This is a genomic window from Sneathiella sp., from assembly GCF_036960985.1.
GTDB lineage: Bacteria > Pseudomonadota > Alphaproteobacteria > Sneathiellales > Sneathiellaceae > Sneathiella.
Genome location: NZ_JBALWD010000008.1, coordinates 54,105 through 70,497, shown reverse-complemented (window position 1 = coordinate 70,497; position 16,393 = coordinate 54,105). Strand labels below are relative to the sequence as shown.

At 50.3% G+C, this 16,393-nt stretch carries 19 protein-coding genes; 6 read left to right on the top strand and 13 right to left on the bottom strand.

Features of this window, described 5'->3' with window-relative positions; translation table 11 throughout:
- The coding region (locus V7723_RS06480; RefSeq protein ID WP_335683629.1) for a hypothetical protein at window positions 1–716 on the top strand (716 nt) is incomplete at its 5' end.
- Between the two features lie 46 nt (window positions 717–762).
- Here V7723_RS06480 and V7723_RS06475 read toward each other — a convergent pair.
- Window positions 763–999, bottom strand: coding sequence for a GDCCVxC domain-containing (seleno)protein (locus tag V7723_RS06475; RefSeq protein WP_335683628.1), 237 nt, complete (start codon window positions 997–999; stop codon window positions 763–765).
- A complete protein-coding gene (gene merF / locus V7723_RS06470; protein ID WP_335683627.1) occupies window positions 969–1,181 on the bottom strand; it encodes a mercury resistance system transport protein MerF in 213 nt (70 codons plus the stop codon). The genes V7723_RS06475 and merF overlap by 31 nt, the downstream gene beginning before the upstream one ends.
- Window positions 1,182–1,242: 61 nt before the next feature.
- Between merF and V7723_RS06465 the strand changes: the two genes are divergently transcribed.
- Window positions 1,243–1,641 (top strand): MerR family transcriptional regulator, encoded by a 399-nt coding sequence (locus V7723_RS06465; protein WP_335683626.1) that lies wholly within the window; start codon window positions 1,243–1,245, stop codon window positions 1,639–1,641.
- A gap of 108 nt (window positions 1,642–1,749) precedes the next feature.
- Window positions 1,750–2,481, top strand: a complete 732-nt coding sequence (locus V7723_RS06460) for a class I SAM-dependent methyltransferase (protein WP_335683625.1) — start codon at window positions 1,750–1,752, stop codon at window positions 2,479–2,481.
- Window positions 2,482–2,506: 25 nt separating this feature from the next.
- On the opposite strand, the gene V7723_RS06455 is transcribed toward V7723_RS06460, so the two are convergent.
- The gene (locus tag V7723_RS06455; RefSeq protein ID WP_335683624.1) at window positions 2,507–3,382 is read right to left on the bottom strand and encodes a sterol desaturase family protein; all 876 of its coding nucleotides are present in this window, start codon (window positions 3,380–3,382) and stop codon (window positions 2,507–2,509) included.
- On the bottom strand, window positions 3,372–3,587 hold the full coding sequence (locus V7723_RS06450; protein ID WP_335683623.1) for a hypothetical protein: 216 nt from the start codon (window positions 3,585–3,587) through the stop codon (window positions 3,372–3,374). The genes V7723_RS06455 and V7723_RS06450 overlap by 11 nt, the downstream gene beginning before the upstream one ends.
- A 91-nt stretch (window positions 3,588–3,678) precedes the next feature.
- Here V7723_RS06450 and V7723_RS06445 point away from each other — a divergent pair, with 91 nt between their 5' ends.
- Window positions 3,679–4,278 (top strand): TetR/AcrR family transcriptional regulator, encoded by a 600-nt coding sequence (locus V7723_RS06445; RefSeq protein ID WP_335683622.1) that lies wholly within the window; start codon window positions 3,679–3,681, stop codon window positions 4,276–4,278.
- A gap of 66 nt (window positions 4,279–4,344) precedes the next feature.
- Complete coding sequence (locus tag V7723_RS06440) at window positions 4,345–4,830, top strand: GNAT family N-acetyltransferase (RefSeq protein ID WP_335683621.1); 486 nt, start codon at window positions 4,345–4,347, stop codon at window positions 4,828–4,830.
- Between the two features lie 27 nt (window positions 4,831–4,857).
- Here V7723_RS06440 and yaaA read toward each other — a convergent pair whose 3' ends face one another.
- Genes yaaA through pdxR form a run of 3 tightly spaced genes read right to left on the bottom strand, consistent with a single transcriptional unit; the run spans window position 4,858 to window position 8,983 of the window.
- Complete coding sequence (yaaA, locus tag V7723_RS06435; protein ID WP_335683620.1) at window positions 4,858–5,631, bottom strand: peroxide stress protein YaaA; 774 nt, start codon at window positions 5,629–5,631, stop codon at window positions 4,858–4,860.
- 60 nt (window positions 5,632–5,691) lie between these two features.
- Complete coding sequence (locus V7723_RS06430) at window positions 5,692–7,488, bottom strand: extracellular solute-binding protein (RefSeq protein WP_335683619.1); 1,797 nt, start codon at window positions 7,486–7,488, stop codon at window positions 5,692–5,694.
- Window position 7,489: 1 nt separating this feature from the next.
- Window positions 7,490–8,983: a MocR-like pyridoxine biosynthesis transcription factor PdxR gene (gene pdxR, locus V7723_RS06425; RefSeq protein WP_335683618.1), complete on the bottom strand. Its 1,494-nt coding sequence runs from the start codon at window positions 8,981–8,983 to the stop codon at window positions 7,490–7,492.
- A 181-nt stretch (window positions 8,984–9,164) separates the two neighbouring features.
- Here pdxR and msrA point away from each other — a divergent pair, with 181 nt between their 5' ends.
- Entirely contained in the window at window positions 9,165–9,647 is a 483-nt protein-coding gene (gene msrA / locus V7723_RS06420; protein WP_335683617.1) for a peptide-methionine (S)-S-oxide reductase MsrA, read from the top strand.
- Window positions 9,648–9,678: 31 nt separating this feature from the next.
- Here the strand turns inward: msrA and V7723_RS06415 are convergent, their stop codons facing one another.
- The 6 genes from V7723_RS06415 to V7723_RS06390 form a co-directional block, all read right to left on the bottom strand.
- Window positions 9,679–10,074 (bottom strand): hypothetical protein, encoded by a 396-nt coding sequence (locus V7723_RS06415; protein ID WP_335683616.1) that lies wholly within the window; start codon window positions 10,072–10,074, stop codon window positions 9,679–9,681.
- Window positions 10,075–10,300: 226 nt separating this feature from the next.
- Window positions 10,301–10,912 (bottom strand): polyhydroxyalkanoate synthesis repressor PhaR, encoded by a 612-nt coding sequence (phaR, locus tag V7723_RS06410; RefSeq protein WP_335683615.1) that lies wholly within the window; start codon window positions 10,910–10,912, stop codon window positions 10,301–10,303.
- Between the two features lie 397 nt (window positions 10,913–11,309).
- On the bottom strand, window positions 11,310–12,569 hold the full coding sequence (locus V7723_RS06405; protein WP_335683614.1) for an adenylate/guanylate cyclase domain-containing protein: 1,260 nt from the start codon (window positions 12,567–12,569) through the stop codon (window positions 11,310–11,312).
- Complete coding sequence (locus V7723_RS06400) at window positions 12,566–12,958, bottom strand: response regulator (RefSeq protein WP_335683613.1); 393 nt, start codon at window positions 12,956–12,958, stop codon at window positions 12,566–12,568. Before V7723_RS06400 ends, V7723_RS06405 begins: the two co-directional genes overlap by 4 nt.
- The gene (locus tag V7723_RS06395; protein WP_335683612.1) at window positions 12,955–14,886 is read right to left on the bottom strand and encodes a sensor histidine kinase; all 1,932 of its coding nucleotides are present in this window, start codon (window positions 14,884–14,886) and stop codon (window positions 12,955–12,957) included. Before V7723_RS06395 ends, V7723_RS06400 begins: the two co-directional genes overlap by 4 nt.
- Window positions 14,887–15,084: 198 nt before the next feature.
- Complete coding sequence (locus V7723_RS06390; protein WP_335683611.1) at window positions 15,085–16,392, bottom strand: adenylate/guanylate cyclase domain-containing protein; 1,308 nt, start codon at window positions 16,390–16,392, stop codon at window positions 15,085–15,087.
- Window position 16,393 lies beyond the last annotated feature (1 nt).

The window sequence follows — 16,393 nt, the reverse complement described above, 5'->3', positions numbered from 1 at the left end:
ATAAGCAGCAACCCTGGTTTATTCTTGCTGCCCGCCTGTTGGCCGATCAGGGTGTCAAGATCCTGATGCATGGCATCGCCGGTTATAGCGAGGGCTATGCGCCGACGCGCGCGGGATTAAACGTCTTCAATATTCCGCAAGCGTCGAGTTTGCCTGCGGCAGCCGCGGCGTTTAAGACAGATAATCTTGTCTATGCGGGATTGGAGACTTTCTGTCCCGCACTGCAATCTCTGTTCGAATTACGGCCCATGCTGGGTGTCCGGACGGCGGTGAATACCTTTGGCCGCGACCTAAACCCCTTCAATGCCCCACTTCAGCTGCAAGGCGTGTTTCATCCCCCGTACAAACCGCTGCATTTGGATACAGTGCGGTATCTGGGGCAACAGAACAGCATGATTTTTAAAGGTGGGGGCGGTGAAGTGCAGCGCAATCCCATGAAACCGGTGCTGGTGGATGCGCTGGTGGCGGGCGAGGCCGTGGTGCAGGAATGGCCGGCCATGACAGATCAATCGGTGTATAAATGGCGGGAAGAAAACCTCGATCCAATACAGTTGTTGCGTATGTGGCGCGGCGAGCTGGACCTGCCGGTGCCGGAACTGGCCATCATCGGAACGGTCGCCTTTGCCTTGAAACAGAGACATCCGGAGTTGGCTTTTGATCAGGCAGAAGCGCAAGCCCGTGATATATGGTTTGGCAGAGATAAAGCCCGGTTTTAGGATAAGACGACCCAAATCACGCCCGTCATCATCGGCGGCGATCAGTCTAGCTGCAACAACTATCACCTTCTTGTATGGGCGGACAAGCTATCGTGCCGTATGAACAATAAACGCAGCAGTCGCCGGCTAATGGTTTCAAAACTACGCCGCACCCCTTGCAATCATAAAACCACTGGCACGCATCGGTCGGCATGGTTTCGGTTTCTGAATGCCCGCATTCGGGGCAGGTCAGGGTAGAGACCGGAATGATTTTTAACTGGTCGATTGGCGTTGTCGTTTCCATACGGCATATCCTGTAATAATCACAAAAACGGCCAGCAACGGTAAGAGAATATAATCCAGCAGGCCGACAAGCGCCGACAATCCGACGGCGCCGAATACTATCACCAAAACCGGTGTAAAACAGCAAAGTGCCGTGATCACCGTTCCGGCAAGGCCAACATTGAAGAGCTTTTTATTATTCATGGCCTCATGTTACAATCTGTAGTGACTACAGATGCAAGCTTTAATTTGAGGAGTTTTAGCGATGAAAGCATTGGGGATTGGTGCACTCTCCCAGCTCACCGGGTGCAACATCGAAACGATCCGCTATTATGAAAAAATTGGCGTTATGACCATAGCCGACAGGACAGCAGGCGGGCATCGGCAATATGAGAACGAGCAAGTAAAACGTTTGTTCCTTATCGTCCGCTGTCGGCAATTGGGCTTTTCCATCGACGAAATACGCACCTTGTTATCTCTCGTAGATGGCGGTAATCCAAGCTGTTCAGAGGTCAAATCTGTTACGGAAGAACATTTAAGCGATGTTCAGCAAAAAATAGCAGATTTGAGAAAGCTGGAAGATGTCCTGAAAAAGATGGTGGCGGAATGCAGTGGAACCAAGGTGCCCGATTGCCCCATCATTGAGGCCCTGTATGCGGCCTAGAAACGACAAAGCTCAACAGCCTTGTGCAAATCTGATGATTTTCAGGGCGTCTCTACCAGACCACAGACACTGTGAGCCTAGACACATCACGGGTAGGGCCCGAACCATATGAGCGCTCTATATGACACAATTGGTTTGAATTATGCGCGCCTGCGGCAACCCGACGCCCGGATTTCCCGCGCGATTAACGACGCCCTGGGTGCCGCTCAGACGGTTCTGAATGTCGGGGCTGGTGCGGGTTCGTACGAGCCGGCAAACAGGCAGATAACGGCTGTTGAGCCGTCCGCCGAGATGATCGCGCAGCGCCCGGCATCAAGGGCATCAGTATTTCAGGCCAGCGCGGAAGATCTACCGTTCGCGGACAATTCATTTGATGCGTCCATGGCCGTCCTGACCATCCATCATTGGTCAGACCAGCAAAAAGGGGTGAGCGAGATGCGCCGCGTCACCCGGGCCAAAATCGTTTTTCTCACATATGACCCGGCCTTTCGCGGCTTTTGGCTGGCGGATTACTTTCCGGCGCTTGTCAGGCTGGATGAGGGGCAAATGCCGCGGATGACAGACTATGAGACATGGCTTGGCGCTGTAAATGTCACGCCGTTGCCAATTCCGCATGACTGTACCGACGGTTTCCTGGCCGGATACTGGCGCCGTCCCGCAGCTTATCTGGATGAGCGGGTCCGGGCCGCCATGTCGTCTTTTCATGCGTTAGGTGATGTGTCCGAGGGGCTCGGAAGACTTGAAAAGGATCTACAAAGCGGCGCCTGGGCGGAGCGGTATGCCCACTTGCTCGACCTTGCGGAACATGATTGCGGCTATCGTCTGGTAACGGCTGACTAATTTATTTCCGTCATGGGGCAGGATATCAATCCTCCAGGTCTGTAAAATAATCAGGACGCCAAGACAGACCGCCGAAGATAACTTTTAATCTGTCCCGGATATTTCGACATTTCTTTAAATCACGCCATATTTCACCAAACTCGACAAAGATAATCTTGACCGGATTATTGGTTTTGATGTTGCGGGTCAGGCCATAAACGACCTTTTCTTGCTCGCGTTCGAACGTGCCGAACAACTTGTCCCAGATCATCAGGATCCCGCCGTAGTTTTTATCCAGATACTGCCGGTTTGAGCCATGGTGAACGCGGTGAACTGAGGGGGTATTAAACACCTCATCCAGCCAGCTCAGCTTGCCGATGCGCTCTGTATGTATCCAGTGCTGGTACTGGGCAACAAGCAAAAAGGCGACGATTGTCTGAAAAGGATTGAAACCGAACAAAATCATCGGCACTAGAAACGCCCATTCAAATAACCCCTCGACCAGGCTCAGACGAAAGCCGACGGTCAGATTATAATCCTGGGAACTATGGTGGACGCTATGGCTCGCCCAGAGGATGCGGATTTGATGCTCAAACCGATGCATCCAGTAGTAGGTCAAGTCAGCCGCCAGCAGGGCCAGAACCCAGGTCCATATGGTCATCGGGATATGCAGGGGCGTGAGAATAAAGAACGGCAGCAATCCCAGAAATATGATTGAGGCGAATGCGGTTCTTTCAATCACCAGATGAAAAATAAAAATGGCGCCGTTTGCGGCAGTATCTTTCCACCGTCGTTCTTTCTTCGTCAATAGATCAAGAGCGACTTCAATTCCCGTGATGCAAATATTAATGAGGAACAGCATCGCCACACCGACCATTATCTGATGGGTTCCAAAAAGCGAAACCAGGTGATCAATTGTCATGAGAATCCCCCAGGTTTTCGGACCTGTCCTGCGTTGTGGCTTCTGGTTTGGTTTCCGGCACGAAGTAGAAGAACCAGAGAAGCCAAAGAATATTTAGAAAATCACTCCAATGTCCGGTGCCGGTGAGGGCCGTCCAAAATACGGGTAGTTTGTACAGACCGATAAGACCGAGGAAACCGAGATACCAGTATTTTTGCATTTTCATCACATTTTCCTGTGTGTTACCTATTGATGAACGAACGATTGTTCATTATATAATTATATACAGAGCCGGATGCAAGAGGTAGGACAAAATAATGAACACTCGGGAGAAGGCAAAAGAAGAACGACGCGCCCTGATTATCGGTGCCGCGGTTACCTGTTTTATCAGAAAGGGTATTCACCAGACCGGCATCCGCGACATCGCCCGGCAGGCGAATGTCAGCCTTGGCAATCTTTATAATCATTTTTCCGGCAAGGACGCCCTTATTGCCGAGATTGCTCTATTGGACGGACTGCGTCTTGAGCAATTTGCAAAGGACTTGGATGTAAGTGAAGATCCCAATATCGCCATACATAAATTTGTAGATGCCTATCTTGAGTATGTATCCAGCGCCGAGAATGCCGTCCTGACAATCGATATTATTGCGGAATCAATGAGAAACCACGCAATTGCCGAACAGTTTGACGTGAACCGCCAGCGGCTTGTTGATGTCCTTTCCGCGACGATTGAGCGGGGTAAATCGCAAGGAGTCATGCGATCCAAAATTCATATTGTGGAAACTGTTGAACAGCTTCTGGACGCCATAGAGGGTCTGGGCCTGCGGTCCGGTCTAACAGGGCGAAAGCCATCGAAAAAGGCCCGGAAGACGCTTCAGGATATGATCTTCAGAATGCTGTCACTCAGCCCTGAATGAGCCGGGCTGTTCAAGACAGCAATTTCCTTGCTTTTTCAGCCCCGGTCTCTGTGCTAGAATTTCGATATGAGCCCATCAACTGACACAACCATTCGGCCTTTTGAGAAACGCGACCTTGCGGACTTGCGGCGACTTATTCACCAGACAATTGATACCAGCTATGCAGAGGTTTATCCGCCGAGGGCGGTCGAGTTCTTCAGATCCTTCCATTCCATAGAAAAGATTCGGGACCGGTGTCAGTCTGGAACTGTGTTGGTCATGGAGGAGAACAGCGCGCTGGTTGGTACGGGAAGCAGGGTTGATGACACCATCTTTGCCGTCTTCGTTGATCCAGGACTACAGAAGGGCGGGCGGGGCAAGAGGTTGATGACCGCACTGGAGAAAGCCGCCCGTGACTCTGGGGTTGTTAAAACAAAGCTCGATATATCGCTTCCCTCAAGGCGCTTTTACGAAGGTCTTGGCTATGTCGTCACTGAGGAAAAATCCCGCGACCTTGGCGACGGTCAAAAACTGGACTTTTGGAAGGCGACAAAGAATCTGACGCCTCTGTGAGCGTCGCCTAATTCGGCTTCATACGGCTTAGTTGATCACCCGCGTAAATACATATTCGCTGTTCGATGACAGGCCGGGTTGGAAGCTGTAGCCTTCTTCGGAAAAATCCTTGAGGCCGTCCGGTTGGTCGATGCGGTTGGCAATCATATAGCGGGCCATCATGCCGCGCGCCCGTTTGGCGGAGAAGCCGATGATTTTGGCTTCATTGCCCTTGATTTCCTTGAACACCGGCGTCAGGACATCGGCTTTCAGGGTTTTACGCTGTACCGCCTTGAAATATTCTGTTGAGGCGAGATTGATTAAGAGCGGGGTTTCATGTTCTTTCAGCAGACTTGATATTTTGCGCGACAGCCGGTCTCCCCAAAATTGATACAGATTCTTACCGCGGTCCGTGTCCAGCTTGATACCCATTTCCAGACGGTAAGGCTGGATTAGATCGAGGGGGCGAACGAGACCATACAAGCCAGACAGGATGCGCAAATGATCCTGTGCATAGCTCAAGTCGGCGTCATCAAAGGTCGATGCCTGCAATCCCGCATAAGTATCGCCGTTAAAGGCATAGGCGGCCTGTTTGGCATTGTCTGGCGTGAACGGCAGTTTCATGGCCTTGAACCGCTGGCGGTTCAATTGGCCCAGATCATCACTGATATTCATCAGCCCTTTCAAATCGTCCACTGACAATTTCCGTCCGCGGACCATCAGCTTTTTGGTCTGGCCGAGAAATTCCGATTGGGTAAAACTCTCCGGCACGTCGGTACGATCAAAATCAAGTTTTTTGGCAGGCGAAATGACGGCAAGCATAGTGGGTACGAACCTTTCGTGGGGAATAATCGTCCTTATGATATGGCCAATATCGGACCGTTAGTCAACCGCCTCATACCACCAAAGGTCTGGACTGGTGCCCCAAAAGGAAGGTTCGGGCGGCAACTTGATTTGTGGCCAATGGGCCAGCCACTGGCTGTCCGTGTGATACAGCGGGATGACGTAATAGCCCCAGAGCAACATGCGGTCGAGGGCGAGGGTGGCATTTTCCAGCTGCTCGCGGGTCTTGGCCGACGCAATCAGCTCAATCATCTTGTCCACGGCGGCAAGCCGAATAGCTGGATAATTGCGGGTGCCGGACGTGTCGGCGGCGTTGCTGCTCCAGTAAAAAGCCTGCTCATTTCCGGGCGACAAGGATTGTCCCCAGCTATTGATGATCATATCAAAATCATATTCATTGAGGCGGTTCTGGTAACTGGCGGTATCCGACTGGCGGATATTGGTGGTGATGCCCAATGTCTGCAGATTTTTCTGGAACGGGGCGATGAGTTTCACATAGTCGTTGTTATTGACCAGAAACTCGATGGTAAAGGGCTCGCCGGTCGTCTTATTGCGTAACGTCCCATCGATGATGTCCCAACCAGCGTCGGCGAGGAGTTTGCGGGCCGAACGAAGATTAGAGCGGTTGCGACCGGATCCATCGGTGACGGGTAGGGAAAATTCACCGTCAAACACGTCTTTTGGCAGCTCGTCGGCAAAGGGTGTCAGCAGTTCCCGTTCCGCATCGGAAATGGGTCCCGTTGAGGCCAGTGAGGAGTTTTCGAAGAAACTATCCGTGCGTTTGTAAATGCTTTGCAGGATATTGGCATTGACCCATTCAAAATCGAACGCCTGCGTGAGGGCCATCCGCACCCGGCGATCGGCGAATTTGTCGCGGCGGGTGTTGAACACCATGGCCAGCATGGGCGCTGGAATTTGCAGTTTCGGCTCGGCTTTGACAAAACTGATTGTACTGCCGCCGCGCGGATTGTAGGCGTCGATCCATTTGCCGGCATCGCTTTCAAAACGGGCATCCAAGGTATGGGCCTTGAAGGCTTCCAGCGCCACATCGTCATCGCGGAAATAATCATAGATGATGGTATCGAAATTATGCCGGCCTTTGTTTTGCGGCAAATCCCACCCCCAGAAATCAGGATTACGCTTGTAACTGACGCGGCGGCCGGGCTCGATGGTATCGAAAATATACGGGCCGGAGCCGATAAACGGGGACAAGCTGGTTTTCTCGAAATCCCGGCTCTCAAACTCGGCTTTCGACAATACGCTCATCAGCCCCATGATCAGCGGCATTTCCCATCGGCCCTCTTCCTCACCAAAGGTGAATTTGATGCTGAGCGGTCCGGTAAGGACAACCTCGGTTGCTTTTTTGTAATAGGTCCGCACGTTGGGGCGTCCCTTGTCGCGCAGGGTTTCATAGGAAAACAGCACATCTTCCGCGGTCACCGGGTTGCCATTGGAAAATTTGGCCTTTGGATTGATGTTGAAAATAATCCAGCTGCGATCCTCGGCGATCTCGATGGTTTCGGCCAGATTGCCATAGAGGGTAAAGGGCTCGTCTTTCGAGCGGATCATCAACGGTTGGAAGGTATTGCGCCAGCCCTCGGGCTTAACCCCTTTGAGGATAAAGGGATGCACAGTATCAAAACTGCCGATCAGTCCCAGACGTAACGTGCCGCCTACGGGCGCGTCTGGATTTGTATAATCGAAATGGCTGAAACCGGCCGGGTATTTAGGGGCGCCATGCATGGCAAGGCCATGAAGTTTTTCCGCCGCCATGGTCGGCAAGCTGGCGCTGAAAAGAGTGAGGGGAATCAGGAGAGAAATGAGAATCTGGCGCATGTTAATCCAACGGTGATGATAAACTCAGGATGATCTGGCTTAAAGTATCGACCAATTGTGGCATTTCTTTTTCCGAAGTGCCAGCGAAGCCTAAAATAAGCCCATTCTGGGTGGTTGGTTGATAATAAAAACTCGACAGCGCGCGCACCAGCATGCCTTTTTTCCGGGCCGCGGCCTGTACTTGTTTATCGGAAATATCATCGGGCAGATAGGCGACCAGATGCATGCCGGATTCCTGCGGCGTGACGTCCAGAATATCGCCGAGCTTTTCGGCCAATAATTCGAGCAGGCAATTTTGCCGGTGCTCATAGAGCAGTCGCATGCGCCGAATATGACCGGCGAGATAGCCTTCCGTGATAAAATCGGCCAGCGCCGCTTCCGGAACGGATGGGGAGTGGCTGTCGATATTCCGGCGCAGTGCCAGAAAGATATCCACAAGATCTTCGGGAACCACCATATAGCCAATGCGCAAGCCTGAAAACATGACCTTGCTCATGGTGCCCACATAGAGAACCCGGTTATCCTCATCAAGGCCTTGCAACGAGGACAAGGGACGGCCAGCATAACGATATTCGCTGTCATAATCGTCTTCCAGAATAAACCGGCCCTCGGTCTTGGCCCAATCGAGCAATTCCAGCCGGCGGCCCAGCGACATGGTCTGACCCAGCGGATACTGATGGGACGGCGAGATGCAGGCCAGGCGGGCGTTTGCGGCCAGCGACTTGGCCCGATCAAGGCGAAACCCCTCGGCATCGACCGGCACGGAAATGGGTGTTGCGCCGGCCGCGATAATGGCATCACGAATACCCGGATATCCCGGCTCCTCCATCCAGATCGGATCGCCGGGCTCGGCAAACGCCCGGACCACCAGATGGATTGCCTGCTGCGAGCCGGACAGGATAATCACCTGATCCGCGTGACAGCGTACGGCTCGGGTCTGGCCCAGGTGATTGGCGATGGCTTCGCGCAAAACCCGGGCACCGGCGACAGGGTTATCCACAAGGAACTCCCGTTTTGGACGGCGCCAGTGGCGCGCCAGCAATCGTGCCCAGTCTTCAAACGGAAATTCGTCAAGGGCGGGCAGGCCGGGTGAAAAAGGCAAGCCCCGATACTGTTCCAGCAAGGGCTTGTTTCGGAACGGTTCCGCCATCTTCGACAAATAAACCTCACGCTTGTTTAGCGTTGATACAGGCCCCTGACCTTGGCGTTCCAGCAAATCATCGGGCAACTGGTCCGACACATAGGAACCGGCGCCCACACGGCTGGCCAGATAGCCCTCCGCCGTTAATTGATCATAGGATGTCAGGACCGTATTGCGGGAGATCCCTAACTCTTTCGCCAGCGCCCGGCTGGAGGGGAGTTGCGTATGGGGCTTCAGCCGTCCTTCCAATATGGCTTGGCGCAAGCTCAGGAAAAGCTGCTGATGCAGCGGAATTGGGCTGGCAGCATCCAGCGAAATTGTTTGCAATTGCGCATTTTTGAGCCGGTACGGCATGGCGGTAGTATCCAAATTGGTTCTTTCTGTTTAAGATTTATCGCGTATTTAAGGGGCCAATGCTACAGATATTTTCGCCCAAATTGCATTCTCTCACGTTTTATTGTACCAACATGCCTTGCCAAAAAGGGCGGCAACGCCAAATATACGGAAACGACTTTTGATCCTGAAAGGACACAGCATGACCGGTTCCGCCAACACAGCCTATTTTGCCGCCGGATGTTTTTGGGGCGTCGAAGCCGCCTTTCGCCAAACCATGGGCGTCAAAACCACCGTGGTTGGGTATCAAGGTGGGAAAACACTTAACCCCACGTATCAGGATGTCTGCACGGGTCAAACCAACCATGCAGAAGTCGTTCAGGTGACCTTCGATCCCGACGTTGTCAGTTTTGATGATCTCCTCAATGTTTTTTGGCAAAGCCATGATCCCACAACCCTGAACCGTCAGGGCCCGGATGTCGGGACACAATACAGATCCGCCATCTTTTATTTGGATGACGCGCAAATGCAGGCCGCCGAAACCTCGAAGGCGGCACAAGGGACGCGTGGGTTATTCCGACGACCCATCGTAACGGAGATCTCTCCGGCCCTGGATTTCTATCCAGCCGAGGATTATCACCAACAGTACTTAGAAAAAAGAGGTCTCGCGACCTGCCATATTTAGGGTTTCGCAGACGGACTATTGGGCCTGGTTCTTACGCCAGACGCATCCGTGTTTCCTGCGGACCTAAAATGGTCATTGTCAGTTTGTCTGTTTCCAGATAGGCGCTGACAGCTCGCCTATGCCCTGATTCCCAAGAATGCGGGGCGGTTATATCGTGATCCTGTGCCAGCTGCTGCGTCATAAACAGCGTTGAGGCATTGAAATGCGTATCTTGTACGGTATCAGCAAAACGTCGATTCGGGCGGGAGCTGTCGTCATTGACAACTTCGGCCTCCAAGATTGAATGGGTTTCATCAAAAGTGCCCAGTTCTTTGGGCTGCGTCCGTTTATGGGCATCTTTGCCCGTTATCGCATCAATAGCCGGCGTCATCCGCCCCGCCTGATACGGTAACCGTGTCACATTCGAATTTGAACCTGATACATCCATAAATCTCTATCCTCGGATCGTCCCAGAGGCGCAGCTTCATCAAATAGTCTCGAAAGCTGTGTTCATTCCTTGAAGGCCTAAAAGGGCCGGAAATAGAATGAAACGTCCGTAATTAAGTTTCGTTATAACTAATAAAAAATTAAATTTTAAATAACATTAGAGGTAAATGTAGCATAAAACATTGAAAATTGCAAGCAGGACGTGCGTTATGGTTAATTTTTGGTTTCTATTTTTTCTTGCTCATATCGTCGATCCGCTTTTGCATGGTCGACAATTGTTCCTTTAATTCTTGCATCATTTCCGCTGTTTGATCCCCATTATCCGGCGCTGTGGCAGGCGCTTCTTCCTCTTTCGCGGCTGTGGGCTTCGCCCCATACGCGCCCGGCGTGAACATCTTCATGGTCTGATTGAAGATATCCATATTTTTGCGGCCCATTTCTTCAAATTGCTTGAACATAGGGTTTTCGATCAAATCGTCAGGCAGGACTTCTCGCATTTTATCCTGGTTATCAGAAAAGGAGGTCATGGACATGTTGAGATAGTCCGGGACAACGGTTTGCAATTTGTCCCCGTAAAAGCCGATAAGCTGCCGGAGGAAACTGATGGGCAGTAGATTCTGGCCTTTGGCTTCTTCTTCGAAGATGATTTGTGTGAGGACGGAGCGGGTGATGTCCTCGCTGGTTTTGGCGTCAAAAACCTCAAATTCCGTGCCTTCTTTGACCATCTTGCTCAAATGGTCGAGTGTCACATAAGAGGATGTCGCCGTATTATATAGTCGCCGATTGGCATATTTTTTAATGACGATGGGTTTCGTGTCCCCGGATTTAGTCTCAGCCACGGTGCCTCCAGTCTTAATTTGACAGCAGAATTGCAGGAATAGTCTCACCCGAAATTGCTGCGCTGCGCAAGGATATTGTGCGCTGCAATCCTTCATATCACAAATATGATTACTTTTTATACCGGAAAACGCATTTACGGAGGGTTCCGGAGGGCGGGTGTGTGTTCAGCTGATGGGAAATTAAGAAGGTGAGAACTATTTGTCCCAATTCCAAAATTACGCACATATCCAATTGCGGGGTTACGGTATCGCCCGGTTACTGTCAGAAACCATAAATTGAAAGATACCGCTAGCCAAGTCTGCTTTGTGCCAACAGCGGAAGTTACACGGCATACCATCTGTTTACTATTTGGCTGGCCATTAATAAATCTGCCACCAGTAAATCGTCGCGAAAAATTTATTTTACGTCCAGGGAAATCTCGGTTCCAGTTTCACCGGCGAGCAGCCGTCCCAAATGGAACAATGTCAATGGGTCTTCTTCGAATTTTCCGACAAGCGCGGCAAATGCTTGGCGGGCATCTGGTGCGCCAGCCTCTAGCATATCGAAGGCTTTAAGGTATCCGGCCGTCGCTGGACTATCGTAAATATCTTGCGGTAACGGCTCATAGGTTTTTAGGGACTGGGTCTTTCCTTTCAGCAATAATGTTCCAGCCGGGCGTCCTATAAAATTCGTGGCTTCATCGACTATGCTTTGGCCTACACATATCCTTGTTCCAAGCTGCTTATTGACACTTTCCAGGCGCGCCGCGACATTAACTGCATCTCCGTAGGCCGTGTAATCAAAGAAATAGTCTCCACCGAAGTTACCAATAATCGCCTGCCCACAATTAACGCCAATTCGTGTATCACCAAGCGGGATATTCTGCGCATTCTTTTCCGCCCGGAATTTGGTCGCGAAGGCATCGATGGACAAAGCACAAGCCAAAGCACGATCCGCATGATCTGGCTGTTCAACAGGGGCGCCAAAGATTGCGTGAAGAGCGTCGCCAACAACTTTCATGACCGTGCCATCATGTTCAAATACAATGCGGGCAAGTTGATCAAGATACTCGTTCAGGAGGTCAACGATGATATCTGAGTCCATTTCTTCAACGAGGTTTGTAAAATCCGCGAGATCAGTAAACAGGAATGTGGCGAAGCGACGTTCCCCGTCGGGTGCCAGGCAATCCGGGTTTCCTGATAAGGTTTGCACTACGCTCGGAGAGAAATACCTAGATAAAGTAGCTTGCGCCTTTTCAGCTGCGAGTTTTTCATGTCGTAAGTCACGAAATATTTTTAGATGATCTAGCGTTTTTGAGATCGTTGCCTCGAGATCGTCAAATTCAATTGGTTTGGTCAGAAAATCGAAGGCGCCGCGGTTCATGGCCGTTCGAATATTGACCATATCACCATACGCAGAAACGATTACGGTTTTTAAATCCTGATGATGTTCGTTCAATTGTTCAAGAAGGGTCAAGCCATCCATACGTGGCATATTTATATCGCTCAATACCATCACGACATCAGGTTCTTTTTCAAGAAGCTCAAGAGCGTGCTTCCCATCACTGGCAAAAATGAACTCCATTTTACCTTTGCGCACTTGTCGGCGAAATTTCTGGGTTACTAATGCCTCTATATCAGGCTCATCATCGACAACCAGAATTCGATCCGCGGTCATTCACTTACCTCAGCTACAATTGTCAGCAACTGGTTCTTTAATATTTGATAGTCCACTGGCTTAGTAAGAAATTCCGAGGCGCCCTTTTCCCGCACGATAATTTCCGTCTGCTTGTCTCCATAGGCGGTGATCATAAAAATAGGGATATCAGGCCACTTGGTTTTTATCGTTTCCAAAAGTTCAATGCCTGTCATGCCGGGCATATTGATATCCGATAGAATAAGAATTGTTTCTGGCACTTCCTCGCTATCCAGAAATTTAAGGGCCTCACTACCAGACAGCGCAAAGTCGAAAACAAAAATACCCTTGCGAATTTCCCGCCGAAAGTTCTGCCGAAACAGCTCTTCTGCGTCAGGTTCGTCGTCTACCATTAACACTCTTGCACTCATACTTTCTTTTCTCCGATGTTCTCTTGGCCCATCATTCTTTGTGGTAAAGTGACGATGAAAGACGTGAATTCTCCAGGTTCACTTTCAACAGTCATTGTTCCACCATGTTGCTTAACAATGACATCGTAACTTAAAGAAAGCCCTAAGCCAGTTCCTTCGCCAGGCGGCTTCGTTGTAAAGAATGGTGCAAAAATCTTTTCGCGTAGATCCTCCGGTATGCCGTCACCATTATCCCGAACTTCTACAGATACGTTGGCACCGTTTTGTGAGGTTCCGATAAATATGACGGGATCAGGAGACGAACTTTTATCAACTGACTCTGCATAGCGTTTATTGGCCGCATACATACCGTTCGAAACCAAATTTAAAAATACTCGCATTAAATCCTGCGGATAACAGTCAATTTTGCCGACATCCATTAATGATTTCTTCATGTCGATGTTGAAGTTTTTATTCTCTGCGCGGGCCCCGTGGAAAGCCAAATTAAGTGCTTCTTCTGCAAGACTGTTGAGATCAACGGTTTGCATTTCACTTGGTCCCTCACGTGAATGCAAAAGCATATTCTTGACAATACTGTCCGCCCTGCCGCCATGTGAATTAATTTTGGTGAGGTTGCTGGTCAGAGTCGCCATTAGATCTTCAACATCGTCCCGACCCTCTTCTTCAAGCGAGGCGATGGGTTCTTTCAGAATATCCGCCAATTCTTCGATTAGCTCTACAGACAGGCTGGCAAAATTATTTACAAAGTTCAAAGGGTTCTTGATCTCATGGGCAATTCCGGCGGTAAGCTGGCCGAGGGATGCCATCTTTTCAACGTGGATCAGCGACTCCTGTGCTCCTTTGAGATCTGCAAGAGCTTTTTCAGCTTTTTCCTTGGAATTAGCTAAATCTTGCTCCATCCGCTTGCGGGCATCCACGACATAAATCGCATTTAGCCAGCAATCGCGTTTGTCATATTTCAAGGGCCTCATCGAAATAGTTACCCAAAATTCTTCGTTCTTCATGTTACGCATTAATACTTCGCGATCGTCAATCAATCCATCACGATCCAGGATTGTGAGTATATTTTCCTGTTCGTTAGGCTCCACAAAAAATTGCGTTAGGGTAAAATCGTCCAATTTTGTATCATCCAGCGCGAACTGCGTCCGGGCCTGGGGTGAAATTTGCAAGGCTTGGTTGCCATGGGTCAAAACAAGGGGGAAAGGAACCGCATTCACCAAGGCGCGCTGCATCTCAGCTTGTTCTGCTTGACGCATTTGCTCTACCCGGGCAGCCTCTGCTTCGGCCATGCGCAGTTCTTCTTCCGCAGCCAATTTGTCGTTCAGGGCCTTGGTATTCGCCAGCGTTAACTTGATACCGTTGATTGCGCTTGTTCTGGTTAAAAACGTTAATTGAGTGATTGCTAGAACTGTACCCAGAACTATGAGTGTATTAATATACCATTCCAGTGGCCCCCACAAAAGCATGGACAGCCAGGTAAGAATTAGAATTGGACTAGAGAAACCCCATGACACCCTGAGCGAAAATGTTGTGGCCCCCCCGAACGAGCCGACGAACGCGAACAAATACAACATCATTTGTTCATGAGCAGCCAAATGCGGCATCATGAAAAAGTTGAAACTCCCCCAAGCCGTCCCAAGTATCAGCGCGGTGATGAGGATAACCTTCAATCGGCGCCGGGAAATTGACTTGGGCCTCGGCTTGTTCCGCAAAGAATAGTAGCTCCGCACCCCCAGCAGATTGATTCCCAGCAAAACGATCAGTGACCCGATTGCGGCGGGCGTCAGGTTAGTTGGGCCGATTTGAAGTATCAGAACCGAAAATGCTGTTAGGAAAGAAACGGCAAATACAGGCGTTGTCGAAGACACATCCAATGCTTCGTGTATTCGAAGCTCGCCAGCGAACTCATGTTGTTCCGTTTCCTGCAAATGCCAACCCCGAATAATTCAATTATCTTCCAATCACTAAATCAGAAACGGCATAAACTGTGCAAGTCATATCTTGGTGAGGGAAGCAACGCTCCAAATTTTAACCTATTCTCCTTTGGGTCAGATGCAGACATTCTGAGATATCTCGGTCGACGTCCGCTCTTGTCCCATAAGCAGATGTGACCTGAGTTAGTCACATTATTGAAACTTGAAGACGAGCATTTCGCTAGAAAGTCCTCGTAACATTATAGGCTTTTGACGCTCAAGTTTTGTCATGTTTTTGGAACTCTCAGGGTGATTTTCTTTGTTCGCCGCATCGATAAGAGCACTACTCGCAAGGCCACGGCAACCGACTTGTCTGGTTGCGCCTTCTAAGCGACTGGCAACATTGACCGTGTCGCCTAGGACTGCGAATTCAAGTCTATCTTCGCTGCCGATATTGCCCATGACGATAGGGCCATAGTGGATACCAACAGCGAGTTCCAAATTACCGCTTTGCAACAGCTTTGAGTTATTTTTTAAGATCTCGAATTTTTCTACCATCTCAATCATCGCCGCAAGGGCACTTGATGCGTCTCTTTCAGAAGGCTCTGGCGTACCAAATGTCGCCATCATGCCATCCCCAATGAACTTGTCTAACGTTCCGTCGTTATGAAAGACGACCTGTGCAAGAAGGCCATGCACCTCACGTAATAGCTCTATCGTTTCTCCGGGCGTGTGCTTATCAGACCAAGTTGTAAACCCAACAAGATCGGCAAATAATACAGCTGCATCATGCTCACTCGGCGTGGAAAAAGGATCGGACCGATCCGCAAGCATCTGAGCCGTCTTCCGCGGGAAATAACGACCAAGGTTTTCTCTTTCGCGGGCCAGTCGCGCCTGCCTCAACGCGATCATTCTGGATCTCCTGACTGCCAAGGCAAGGAGGCCAGCCACTATCAGTAAAACAACAATCTCTTGGGTCCTGATATCTATATCGATGAAAGTTGGTTGTGCAAAAAACGTCGCCGTCGCCTCAACACTCATCCCTTCAGGCTGACGCCAAATTGTATCAGGGAGACTAATCAGCCAAGCGATCGCGACGGACCAACTTGCCGCCGCAGAAAGACCTCCCCACAACACCAGTCTTGGCTGATAGACGTAGACCAATCCGGTAAGTAGCACGAAATAGAAGATGAAGGATCCGTACCGCAAGGTGAACTGGGGCGGATAATCAATTGGCACAAATGGATTTGGATACAGAAGCGCGACCGTCATCAGCATAAAATCGACCGTAACAAATAAATATTGGTGCCAGGGCTTGCCCCACTTGGAATTGGCTACTCTCCAGGCCGCCCATCCCAGCACTAAAAATACGATCAACAGAATATAGATGAAGATCGGCCCGGGCCATGGGGCTAAAAAGGTGACCAGAGGGGCAATAAGGAGCAGCGCGATTGATCGTCCTATCATCGCCGTCTTTTGAGCGGCTAACTCTTCAGATTTTAACGAATGCTGCTTTTCCAAT